Annotated in this window: 11 protein-coding genes and 1 pseudogene; 2 read left to right on the top strand and 10 right to left on the bottom strand. The window is 62.5% G+C overall.

The features are described 5' to 3' along the window. The coding region (locus EN893_RS06080) for a PLP-dependent aminotransferase family protein (protein WP_164762060.1) at positions 1–1,152 on the top strand (1,152 nt) is incomplete at its 5' end. A gap of 44 nt (positions 1,153–1,196) precedes the next feature. On the opposite strand, the gene EN893_RS06075 is transcribed toward EN893_RS06080, so the two are convergent. Next, positions 1,197–1,508, bottom strand: a complete 312-nt coding sequence (locus tag EN893_RS06075; protein ID WP_127268215.1) for a DUF736 domain-containing protein — start codon at positions 1,506–1,508, stop codon at positions 1,197–1,199. Positions 1,509–2,236: 728 nt separating this feature from the next. Continuing rightward, entirely contained in the window at positions 2,237–2,659 is a 423-nt protein-coding gene (locus EN893_RS06070; RefSeq protein ID WP_127268214.1) for a helix-turn-helix domain-containing protein, read from the bottom strand. Positions 2,660–2,754: 95 nt separating this feature from the next. On the opposite strand from EN893_RS06070, the gene EN893_RS06065 reads away from it, so the two are divergent. Beyond that, entirely contained in the window at positions 2,755–3,483 is a 729-nt protein-coding gene (locus tag EN893_RS06065; RefSeq protein WP_127268213.1) for an SDR family oxidoreductase, read from the top strand. A 122-nt stretch (positions 3,484–3,605) separates the two neighbouring features. On the opposite strand, the gene EN893_RS06060 is transcribed toward EN893_RS06065, so the two are convergent. From EN893_RS06060 to EN893_RS39025, 8 genes and pseudogenes are all read right to left on the bottom strand, one after another. Further along, a complete protein-coding gene (locus tag EN893_RS06060; protein WP_164749006.1) occupies positions 3,606–4,739 on the bottom strand; it encodes a succinylglutamate desuccinylase/aspartoacylase family protein in 1,134 nt (377 codons plus the stop codon). Then, on the bottom strand, positions 4,729–5,745 hold the full coding sequence (locus EN893_RS06055) for an ABC transporter ATP-binding protein (RefSeq protein WP_127268211.1): 1,017 nt from the start codon (positions 5,743–5,745) through the stop codon (positions 4,729–4,731). The genes EN893_RS06060 and EN893_RS06055 overlap by 11 nt, the downstream gene beginning before the upstream one ends. Then, positions 5,742–6,761 (bottom strand): ABC transporter ATP-binding protein, encoded by a 1,020-nt coding sequence (locus tag EN893_RS06050; protein ID WP_127268210.1) that lies wholly within the window; start codon positions 6,759–6,761, stop codon positions 5,742–5,744. The genes EN893_RS06055 and EN893_RS06050 overlap by 4 nt, the downstream gene beginning before the upstream one ends. Next, the gene (locus EN893_RS06045; protein WP_245490805.1) at positions 6,758–7,651 is read right to left on the bottom strand and encodes an ABC transporter permease; all 894 of its coding nucleotides are present in this window, start codon (positions 7,649–7,651) and stop codon (positions 6,758–6,760) included. The genes EN893_RS06050 and EN893_RS06045 overlap by 4 nt, the downstream gene beginning before the upstream one ends. 1 nt (position 7,652) lies before the next feature. Beyond that, the gene (locus EN893_RS06040; protein ID WP_127270347.1) at positions 7,653–8,591 is read right to left on the bottom strand and encodes an ABC transporter permease; all 939 of its coding nucleotides are present in this window, start codon (positions 8,589–8,591) and stop codon (positions 7,653–7,655) included. Positions 8,592–8,624: 33 nt separating this feature from the next. Further along, entirely contained in the window at positions 8,625–10,208 is a 1,584-nt protein-coding gene (locus EN893_RS06035; protein ID WP_127270348.1) for an ABC transporter substrate-binding protein, read from the bottom strand. 194 nt (positions 10,209–10,402) lie between these two features. Further along, positions 10,403–10,852, bottom strand: a complete 450-nt coding sequence (locus tag EN893_RS39030; protein ID WP_245490806.1) for a hypothetical protein — start codon at positions 10,850–10,852, stop codon at positions 10,403–10,405. A 19-nt stretch (positions 10,853–10,871) separates the two neighbouring features. After that, a pseudogene (locus EN893_RS39025) lies at positions 10,872–11,054 on the bottom strand (CocE/NonD family hydrolase C-terminal non-catalytic domain-containing protein); the annotation flags it as partial. Between the last annotated feature and the right edge of the window lie 7 nt (positions 11,055–11,061).

Raw genomic sequence — 11,061 nt, 5'->3', positions numbered from 1 at the left:
GAGCGTCCCCGCCATGTCGCGGAAGCGGTCGACATCGCCTCGCTGCTCAATGCGCAGTTGGAGGAGAGCTTTTCGATCCGCGTCGGTGACGGGCGGCCGCCCGCCTCATGGATGGAGGAATCGGAAGTGCGCCGCCATCTCGGGCTGCTCGGCCGGCACCAGAGGTCCAGCAGTGACGGCTATGGTTCGGCGATGGGCCTGCCGGCGCTGCGCGAGCGCCTCGCCTTCGACCTCATGGAGCGCGAGGTGCAGGCGAGCCCGGACCAGATCCTGCTGACATTCGGCGCCAACCACGCACTGGACCTGATCATACGCCGCTTCCTCGTCGCCGGCGATACCGTGCTGGTCGACGACCCCGGCTACTACCCGCTTTTCGCCAAGCTGAAGCTGGCGCAGATCCGCATGATCGGCGTGAAGCGGACGCCGACCGGTCCGGACCTCGACGATCTCGCCGGCAAGGCCGAGCGCGAGCGTCCGAAGCTGTTCTTCACACAATCGCTTGCGCACAATCCAACCGGCAGCTCGACCAACCTGCCGACGGCTCACTCGATCCTGACGATCGCCGCGCGCTGCGACATGCTGGTGGTCGAGGACGACCCGTTCGTCGACCTGCCGACGGTCCGTGGCGTTGGCCTTGCGCCTCTCGACCAGTTGCGGAACGTCATCTGCGTGCGCACCTTTGCCAAGACGTTGTCGGCCAGCCTGCGCTGCGGCTATATCGCCGCGCGCCCCGACCTTATCGCTTCCCTTGCCGAGTTGAAGATGCTGACGACAGTCAACAGCTCAGGACACATTGAGCGGTTGATCCATGGATTGATCAGTGAAGGTCACTATCGGCGCCACCTCAAGCGTTTGGCGCAGCGTGTGCAGCAGGCCACCGAGACGGTCGTTCCCCGCCTTCAGAAGATGGGTCTTAAGCTCTTTGCCGAGCCGACAGGTGGATACTACGTCTATCTGGAGCTTCCCGAGTATGTCGATGACATCGCCCTCGCCCGGGAAGGCGCTCGCCAGGGGATTTTTATCGCACCTGGTACCGTGTTTTCGCCGGAGCGCCAACCTGCCAAGGCAGGCATCCGCGTCAACATCGCCTGGGCCTCGGATCCTCATTTTTTTGACTTCATGCTGGCAGAGCTTAGGCATCGGCGGACTTGAACAGGACAAAGCCCCGCCTTGCGGCGGGCTTAGTGCTTGACGGATCACTCCGCGGCGCGTCGTGACCAGATGAGCGAGAAGTCGCCCCCGGTGTCGGTCTCGACCAAGCTCGCGTAGATCGGAGCGGGGAAGCTGGGATCGTCGAGCTTGACGAAGTGGTAGTCGCGGCTCTCGCGCGAGGTCTTCTTCCAGGGCCGTCCCGAACTCGGGGCGCCAGCGAAAATGCGGAAGTCGGGTCTCTTTTCATTGTCGCCATCGACCGGAGAGAACGTCACAGTCTTGACGTTGAGGTTGAGGGTCTTGACCGAACCGGAGAAGCCGTTCGCGGTGCGCGAGAATGTGCCGACCGTAGCCATCGTGGTGGTTCCTTCTGTTTTTCTCGGGCCGCACCCATCTCTCGATGGTGGTCGTGAGGCCGGAGACGATCGGTCTGCATCCCGAAGGGGCTGAAACGAAGTAACGGCGGCGCGAGGCTTTCTTGGGCCGCCGAGGAATGGACGCGCAGCGACCAGGGGAAGAGAACGCAGCGACGTCGTTACGGGAAGACGATCGAGCCGAAGCGAAGGCGGTCTTCAGTCAGACCCAATCCATTCGAGGACGCCGTGGGCGTAGCTTGGACAGAATACGCGGAAGGAATGCCACAGTGGCTAAGATCAGTCCCGGCCACTGTCGCTTGCTCCGCTGCGCTTCTCTATTTCGGTCAAGGACGCTTCCTCCCGCCCGTGGGCGGTGTTGGTCCCACTTCACCCGGTGAAGAAGGGACGTCCGATTTCTCTAATCTTTGGGCTGAATCGTCATCAGCGGTCGATGGGAGAGAATGGACGCCGCCAGATTAGGCGCGGCACGCACGGGGTCGTAGAAGTCCATGCGCCATAATAGTAATTTCCTCATTCTGGGGAGTAGTTGTTTGGCTCGATCAGCCGCAGGTAAACTCAGAGCGACAGGATGCGAAACCGGCAGTTGCCGTGTAAGGTCAGGCCTTAACTTGGGGGAGAACTGAATGCGAACGGCTGTTACCTTGGCGTTCCTGGCCTTTATCAGGGTGTCGTCAGAGCAATAGAAGCCTGCCTGGCCGGGGACGTGATCAGTCTCGAACGCGGTCGTATTCGTCTTGCGCGCGCTCGAGTTCCGGCCCGTAGGTCATCGACCATTCGTAAAGCGCCTCGAACGGTTGCCGAAGGGAGTGGCCGAGCGAAGTGATCGTGTATTCGACACCGACCGGCGTCGTCGTCGTCAGCACTTCACGGCGAATGAGACCGTTACGTTCCAGACGCTTCAGCGCATCGGCGAGCGCCTTGTGCGTGATGCCGTCCAGGCGCCGCATGATCTCGTTGAATCTCGACGGCCTAGTGCACAGAACGGTCAGAATCAGGACCGACCACTTGTTGGCGATCTGCTCAAGTGCCGGCCGCGCCTTTTGCACATCTATCAACGCCTCGACGGACACGGGCTTAGGACGACGGGGTGGGCTGACCTTGACGGGCAAGTCTTCAGTCACGGCGGACATAGGTATACTCCTCGATATCTGCTCTAGTTGTAGTGCGTAATTGACCGTAGGTATAGAGCATATATCTTGAGCCATCACTTTTTGATGGAGTTCACATGAGCAGATTGGCAAACAAGATCGCACTGGTTGTCGGCGGTGCCGGCGGTATCGGCGGGGCAGTTTCACAAAGGTTCGCCAGTGAGGGAGCGCAGGTCTATGCGACCAGCCGCAAGGGTGCGGACGGCGCCTTGGAAGCGGCGGGCACCGGCAGCATCCGGACGGTCCTGGCGGATGCAAGCAACAGAGCGGATCTTGAACGTGTATTCGAGCAGATCAGATCGGAACGCGGGCGTATCGACGTGCTCATTGTGAATGCCGGCCTTTCCGAATACGCCCCGCTTGAAGATATTTCGGAGGATCATTTCGACAGGACATTCGGTCTGAATGTGCGCTCTCTGGTTTTCGCAGCACAAGGTGCCGTCAACCTCATGCAGCCAGGCGGAACGATCGTGTTGATCGGCTCTATCGCAGGCGACATCGGCACCAAAGGATATGGCGTCTACGGCGCCACCAAGGCCGCTGTCCGCTCGTTCACCCGCACCTGGGCCAACGAACTTGCTCCCAAAGGCATTCGTGTCAACGTCGTCAGCCCCGGCCCGACCGATACGGCGATGATGGCCGGGGCCTCGCAACAGATTCGAGACGCGCTTTCCAGCATGATCCCTCTCGGGCGCATGGGCCGGCCTGACGAGGTGGCCGCCGCGGTTGTTTTCCTCGCCAGCGACGAGAGCAGTTTCACAACCGGCGCAGAACTGGCCGTCGATGGCGGCATGGCCCAGGTGTGACGTGCGCCTTCGACCACTGAAACCTGGACGGCCGCCGTTGCGCTCATGCCGGTCGGTGTCTCGCAGTGACAGGCATGCATGTCGTTTTCTCGAAACCGGAGCAGCTTTCGAGCGACATGTTATCAATCCTCCAGAAGATAGCCCTTGCGATGGGAAAGCGGCTCGGTGCCGGCTACCTTGGCGATGACTTGGTTGGCCGCCACCAGCTTCTTCAGTCTGCGGGTGACGACCACGCCGTCAGTACGCGCATGGACGGTGATACGGGCATCGCCGCCAATCGCAGCGGGCGCGACGATGTCGGCGATCGGCTGTCCGGACGTGACCCGCTCGCCAAGTTCGACGCGGTAGACGATGACGCCGAACGCCGGCGTGCGCACCACGTCGCAGGCGTCGAAGCCTGTGACGTCGCAGAGCGGCGGCGCGGCGGGTGCTTGACCGGCGATATAGCCGCGGCGGCGCAGCACATTCAGCAGCGCCGACGCATCTGTCGCGGCCATCTCGTCGCCGATGTCGACGAAGCCGCGCAATTCGACCGTCGCTGCCATGCAGCCGACCGGTATCAGCTTGTCGGGATACGCCGCCGCGAGCTTCAACCACGGCTCGACGCTTGCTTCGGCAAAGGTCGAGCCGCCGGAGGCGCCCTGCGAAAACACGGCACGGCAGCCGAGTTCGCCCGAGATGTCCGACAGTTCCGCCGCGATCTCCGGCCGCACGAAAAGATGCATCAGCCCTTCGTCGTCGCAATGAAGATCGAGAACGAGATCAGAATCGAAGGCTTCGCGCGCCAGCACCGTATAGAGGGAATCAACCTGTTGCCTGACACAGCGTTCGTCGAGGATTGCGCGGATCGTCTCGCGGATCAGCGCCTTGTTGGCGTCGGCATCCCTTCCCAACAGGTTTCCGAGCCGGGCGATCAATTCGGGGGCAAGGTCAGGCCAGTTGCGGTTGAAGTTGCGGCCGCTGGCAAGGTCGTAACGGCCGAGATGGTCGCCATTGACGAACTGCGCCAGGCCGAGCGGGTTGGCGTAAGGCACGACGACGATCTGGCTCCGGATTTCGCCGCGCGCATCGGCGGCGTCCAACTGCTCGACCAGATGATGTGATACCAGAAGGCCGGGCGCCTCGTCGGCGTGAAGTGCCGCGTGGATGTAGGCCTTGGGACGGGCGGCGGCGGCACCGTAGCGTATGATGCGCACACTGTGGCGGCTGCCCGGCGTGCCGTTGGAGAGAGGAATATCGAGGATTTCACGAGACATTGACGGCTCCGGCGAGCGCCCGTTCCGACAACGGGAAGTGGCAATTGAAGACATGGCGGGGGTCTTCGCGGTCGGTTGTCCGGGACGGGAATGCGCTTTTGCAGATGTCCTGCGCATAGCGGCAGCGGGTGTGGAACTCGCAGCCGGGAGGGCGCGTCATCAGGCTCGGCACTTCGCCGCTGAGCTCGATCCGGTCGAGCGCGGCGTCGGGATCGGGTTCCGGATTGGCCGACAGCAGCGCCTCCGTATAGGGGTGGCAAGGCTGCTCGAATATACGGTCGGTCGAGCCGACCTCGATGAAGCGGCCGAGATACATGATCGCCATGCGGTCGGTCATGTGGCGCACGACATTGAGATTGTGCGTGATGATGAGGATGGCGATGCCCAACTCCTGCTGCAAACGCCCAAGTAGGTTGAGAACTTCGCCCTGGACGGACACGTCCAGCCCCGCCGTCGGTTCGTCGGCGATAATAAGATCGGGCGCCAGCGCCAGCGCCCGCGCCACGCCCACCCGGCGCGCCTGGCCGCCGGAAAGCTGGTGGGGATATCGCCGCCCGAAATCCGCGGGCAGCCCAACCATCTTTAGCAGGCGCTCCACCTCGGCCGCTGGATCGCGGATGGTGATGCCGTGGATACGGAACGGCTCGATCAGCAGAGAGCGGACAGTGAGCCGCGGCGACAGCGATCCGACCGGATCCTGAAACATCATCGCCATGCGCCGAAGATGCAGCTTGCGATCCGCCGGGGCAAGACCGTTCAGCACCTGGCCGTCGAAACGTATGGAGCCGCTCGTCGGTGGACGCAGCCCCATGATGGCACGGGCAATGGTGGACTTGCCCGAACCGCTCTCGCCGACGAGACCGAGTGTCTCGCCCCTGCGGATCTCGAAAGACACTCCGCAGACGGCATCGACGAACGGGTTCTTCACGCCACTGGTGAACGCCTTCAGCTGGCTCATGGTGCGAAAGCGCACGCGAAGGTCCTCGACCGAAAGCAGCGGGCTCATGCCGGAACCGCCAGTGTGTCGTCGAGAAGATGGCAGCGCGCGCTGTGCGCTGCGCCGATTGCGCGGGGGGCGGGATTTTCATCCGCGCACCGGGCGAAGGCATGCGGGCAGCGCCGGCGGAAGATGCAGCCCGCCTGGGTACCGAGCAGGCTCGGCACCTCGCCCGGTATCGTCGGCAACTGACGGGTGCGCTTCCTGATCCGTCCCGGATCGCATTCGAGCAACGCGCGCGTATAGGGATGCCCCGGCCGGCGGAAGATATCGCGCACGGTGCCGTATTCGACCACCTCGCCCGCATACATGACCGCCACCCGGTCGCAGAATTCGGCGACAGCGCCGAGATGGTGCGAAACGAACAGGATCGAGCAGCCGATTTCCTTCTGCAGCTCTTTCAGCAGATGGATGATCTGCACCTCCAGCGTGGCATCGAGAGCAGTCGTCGGCTCATCCGCGATGAGCAGCGCCGGCTTCACCAGCAGGGCCATGGCGATGCAGATGCGCTGGCGCATGCCGCCCGAAAATTCATGCGAATAGCCGCCGATACGACTTTCGGGGTCCGGGATACCGACCCGGCGAAGCATGTCCACCGCACGCTGGCGCTTGATGCCGCGCGAACCGCCCTCGCGATGCTGGACATCGACCATCTGGCTCTCGATGCTGCGCACCGGGTTCAACGCCGTCATCGGATCCTGGAAGATCATCGACATGCGGTTGCCAAGCAGGCCGCGCCGCTCTGCCGGTGCCATGCCGAGCACGTCGCGTCCCTCGAACAGGATCGCCCCGTTCACCACCTCTGCATTCTCAGCCAGCAGCCCCATCACTGTGTAGGCGAGCGTGGATTTGCCCGAGCCGCTCTCGCCGACAATGCCGACCACCTCGCCCGCCGGCACGTCGATATGGACATCGCGCAGCGCATGTGCGCGGCCGCGCGGCGTGCCGAAATCGAGAGAGAGGCCGCGGATCGCCAGCAGTGGACTGCGGCTTGCGAGATGTCCTGCTTGGCTGCCACGGTTCATAGGTCTCTCCGAAGCTTGGGGTCGAAGATGTCGCGCAACGCCTCGCCGAGGAAGGTGAAGCCCAGAGTGGTTATGACGATAGGGATGCCACCGGCGACCACCAACCACACCGTTTTGTGGATATAACCGTAGCCGTCGCTGAGGATCGTTCCCCAGTCCGGTGTCGGCGGGCGCACACCCATGCCGAGGAAGCTCAGGCCTGCTTCCAGCGTGATGACCAGCGGCACATCCATGCTGACCAGGATCAGTAGCGGACCGATGACGTTGGGCAGCACGTGCACGGCGAGGATGCGCACGAGGCCGGCACCCATAGCGCGTTCTGCGGTGATGAATTCGCTTTCGCGCAGCGCGTGGGCCTGCGTGCGCACGACGCGCGCATAGATCGGCACCGACGTGACCGCGACGACGAAGATGACGCTGGCAAGGCTCGGTCCGAGCAGCGTCACCACCGCCAGCGCGAAGATGATGACCGGAAAGGAGCGGATGGTGTCGAAAACCAGCAGCAAAAGATTGTCCAGCCAGCGCGGGCCGAAGGCGGCGATGAGGCCGAGCACCAGCCCTAAGCTGAGCGAGGCGCTGAGCGAGACGAAGGCGACGAGCAGCGCAATCCTTCCGCCCATGACGACGCGCGAGAAAACGTCGCGGCCCAAGTGGTCGGTGCCGAGGAGAAAATCCAGGGACGGCGGCGCCAGCCGGGGACCGACCATGATCTTGATCGGATCGTAAGATACGATCCAGGTGGCGAAGACCGCACTCGCCACCATCAGCACGACCAGCACGGCGCCCATCAGGCCGAGCGGCGACTTACGCAGTTGCAGCAGGAACATAGCGATCGCGCCCGGCGCACGGCTTTTATCCACCGTCTCGCGAATGACTTGAACTTCGGACACGTTACAAATTCTCGCGGATTCTTGGATCGAGCGCCGCGTTGATCAGGTCGGCGAGCGTCGTGGAGATGACGAATAAAACGGTGGTGACGAGGACCGTGCCCATGACGATCGGATAGTTGCGCGAATCCACCGACTTGACGATCAGTGCGCCGATACCCGGACGGGCGAACACCACCTCGACGAAAACGGCCGCCGAGAGCAGATGCGCCATGCCGACGCCGATGATCGTCACCGTCGGCAGGATGGCCAGCGGCAGCGCGTAGCGCGCGACGATGCGTCGCTCCGAAAGACCGAAGGAGCGCGCCATGCGGATGTGGTTCTCGCCGAGGATCTCCAGCATGGAGGCGCGCACGATGCGCGAGATGTAGCCGACCCAGCCGATGCCGATGACGAAGGCCGGCAGGATGAGGTGAACGAGCCCACCGCGGAAGCCAGAGCCGGCGCCGATGGCGGGCAGCCAGCGCAGGCCGACCGAAAAGATCAGCAGCGCATAGATCGCCATGACGAAGGACGGAATGGCAATCGTGCCGACCGCGAACACGCCCACGAGCTTGTCGATCACGGAGTTGCGGTGCATCGCCGAATAGCAACCGAGCGGCACGCCGACGAAAACGGCCCAGGCGATCGATACTAGGATCAGCTCGATCGTATAGGGCAATTGCTCGAAGACGATGGCGCTGACCGGGCGCTGTGTGAAAACGTCGGTGCCGAGATTGCCGTGCAGCAACCCCCCGAAGAAGGAGACGATCTGCACGGGCAGCGGCTTGTCGAGGCCCATCTGCTCATGCAACTGGGCTTTCAGCTCAGGCGTCGCACGCGGCCCGAGCAGGACGGCTGCGGGATCGCCCGGAACGGCCTGGATCATCAGAAACAGCAGCGTCACTGCGACCACGATGATCGCGGCCGCCAGGGCGGTACGCTTGGCAAGGTATAGCCACATATCCTGATCCAGCCCTTCCCGGCGATCGCCGCGCTATGCCGATTTCGGCTCGAAACCGAGATAGAGCGGCCGCCCGTCGGGGCGCGTGTCGGCCTCGAGCTCGGTCGTCCGATACATGATGGGCGATCCCTCATGGGTGAGGAAGCGGTAGGAGCCGGAATCCTCCATGATGTCCTGCATCTCATAATACATCTTGGCCCGTTCCTGCGGGTCTTCGACGGTCACCGCCTTGGCGTTGAGTTCGTCGAAGCGTTCGCTGCGGAAGCGCTCCCAGTTCCAGACCCCCACCTGGTCTCGCACGAAGAAGGTGGTGGCGTAGTAGGGATCCGGCACCATCGAGAAGCGCTGCACGATCAGCTGCATGTCCTTCCAGCGCTCGCCTTCCGATTCCATGCCTATGGTCCAGAAAGAGCCGGAATCCTGAACATTGACCTCGACCGTGATGCCGATCTGCGACAACTGCGCCTGGACCATTTCCGCGATCGTTGAAAAGGTGGTCACGTTGAGCGCATCAATGGTGAGGCTGAGTTCGGTGATGCCGGCCTTGGCGAGATACTCCTTGGCTTTTTCGAGATCGCCTTCCGGCGGTACCAGTGCCTTTTCCCGATGCCCGACCAGACCCGGAGCAATGAGGCCGGTGGCGACCTGCGCCTGGCCCGAATAGGCCGCATCCATGATCTGCGGCACGTTGATCGCCCATTGGATTGCCTTGCGGACATTGACATCCTTCAGCTTCGGGTGATCCGAATTCATGCCGATATAGACGTAATAGAGCGAGGGTTTCTCCTCGATCTTGGTGTTCTCGGGCGGGCTGCCCTTCAACGTGGCCAGCGAATCGAGGCTGAAATCAGTGAAGTCGATGTCGCCGGCCTGATAGGCGCGCTCAGCGGTCTTGATGTCGCTCATCGGCAGGATATGGATTTCGTCGAAGCCCGGCTTCGGACCCTTCCATTCGGGATTGCGGGTCAACAGGACGAGTTGGTTCGGCTTCCAGTCCGACAGCATGTACGGACCTGAAAAGCAGGGCGGCTTCATGCCGAAATCGCCGCCGTCGGCAACTGCCTTCGTCACCGCTTTTTTCGAGACGATGTGGCCGCAACCATAGGGCAGCGTGATGTTCCAGAGCGGCACGAACGGGGTCTTGAGCACGATGACGCCAGTATGGTCGTCCTCGATGTCGACGCGGTCGAGCGGACCCCAGTCACCCTTGACCGGAGAGTTGTGCTGGATAACGCGCTCAAACGAGAACTTTACGTCCTCAGTTGTCATTTCGCCGAAGTCGCCAGTGAAGTTGATGCCCTTCTTCAGGCGGAAGCGGATGTGCGTCGGATCGATCTGCTCGACGGATTCGGCAGCTTCCAGCTCCCAGCCCCACTCCGAACCCGGCTTGTATCGGGTGAGCTTGGTGTAGATGCAGTTCATGACATCGACATTGTAGGCGTTCTGGTAGAAGCCGGGATCGAGCTTGTCGATGTCCGAATAGGCGCGGGCCTTGAGCACCTTGCCTTCGGCTGCCCATACGGCCTGCGACAGAGGCAGGCCGGAGGCGATGATCCCCGCGCCGAGACCGGCGCCGGCCTGCAGGAAATGCCTGCGGTTCAATGTTATTTCAGTCACGCTCTTTTCAGTCACAGTTGCGTTCCCCTTTCAACCCGAGCGGGCTTCCGGACGACTGCCGGTTCGCTCTTTTTTGGTGCCGCGCCGCCCGACGGGCCACGAGTTCGGACGGTGCATTCTTCAGTTCAGCCGGCTAACCGGTCAATTTCGCTGCCGACGCAGATGTAAGCGATACTAGCGTCAGTTCGCGAATGTCACAGCAGGCGACGCTCTATTGCCTCGGCCCATTTGTGCTCATGGACGAGAGCCTCGCCTTCCCACGCCTGCAAGTTCGCCTCGATGTGGAAATGCGAAGACGTTGCGGTCATGGTGGTCTCGGTCACCGAGTGCATGCGCCAGTCGGCGCGTGAGAATTCGAACTCCCATTTGGCCTCGGCCTTGACCGATCCGAAATCGTCGCTGCGGAAGGAATAGCGTTCGTGGCCGAGCGAGGTGATGGTGAGGTCGTTGTCGACCATGCGATAGGTGCCGGCGCCCTCGCCGATCTCAACGACGGTCGAAGCGTCTGCCAGATTTTCCGTTATCGTCCAACCCTTTTGCGGCTTTGAGATCGTCTCCACCCCGTAAGGGCGGCGCCCCTTCGGGTTCGGCAAAAGGCGCCGGTTCCGGATCTCTGGCGCCTCCGACGCGAACCGGAAGTTCAAGTCGGCAATCCGCCGGGTGGACGGTAAGCGTGACCGGCTCGGGCGAAGGCCATGCGACCGGGAAATAGTTGGTCGAGATGGACAGCCGAATGCGATGGCCGACCCGGAAGCGCTGCGCCACATGCTTGAGCGGCACCGAAGCGCGATAGCGCGTGCCCGTTTCGAGTGGTTCAGGGTTTTCATGCCCGTCGCGATGCGTCAGGTTGAGA

The organism is Mesorhizobium sp. M7A.F.Ca.CA.004.04.2.1 (assembly GCF_004022825.1).
Taxonomy (GTDB): domain Bacteria; phylum Pseudomonadota; class Alphaproteobacteria; order Rhizobiales; family Rhizobiaceae; genus Mesorhizobium.
This window is presented reverse-complemented; position numbering and strand designations above follow the sequence as displayed.

Excerpts from the sequence above, each read along its gene's own strand:
- EN893_RS06040 (WP_127270347.1), bottom strand. The coding sequence starts at position 8,591 with ATGTGGCTATACCTTGCCAAGCGTACCGCCCTGGCGGCCGCGATCATC.
- EN893_RS06065 (WP_127268213.1), top strand. The coding sequence starts at position 2,755 with ATGAGCAGATTGGCAAACAAGATCGCACTGGTTGTCGGCGGTGCCGGC.
- EN893_RS06070 (WP_127268214.1), bottom strand. The coding sequence starts at position 2,659 with ATGTCCGCCGTGACTGAAGACTTGCCCGTCAAGGTCAGCCCACCCCGT.
- EN893_RS06055 (WP_127268211.1), bottom strand. The coding sequence starts at position 5,745 with ATGAGCCCGCTGCTTTCGGTCGAGGACCTTCGCGTGCGCTTTCGCACC.
- EN893_RS06060 (WP_164749006.1), bottom strand. The coding sequence starts at position 4,739 with ATGTCTCGTGAAATCCTCGATATTCCTCTCTCCAACGGCACGCCGGGC.
- EN893_RS06075 (WP_127268215.1), bottom strand. The coding sequence starts at position 1,508 with ATGGCTACGGTCGGCACATTCTCGCGCACCGCGAACGGCTTCTCCGGT.
- EN893_RS06050 (WP_127268210.1), bottom strand. The coding sequence starts at position 6,761 with ATGAACCGTGGCAGCCAAGCAGGACATCTCGCAAGCCGCAGTCCACTG.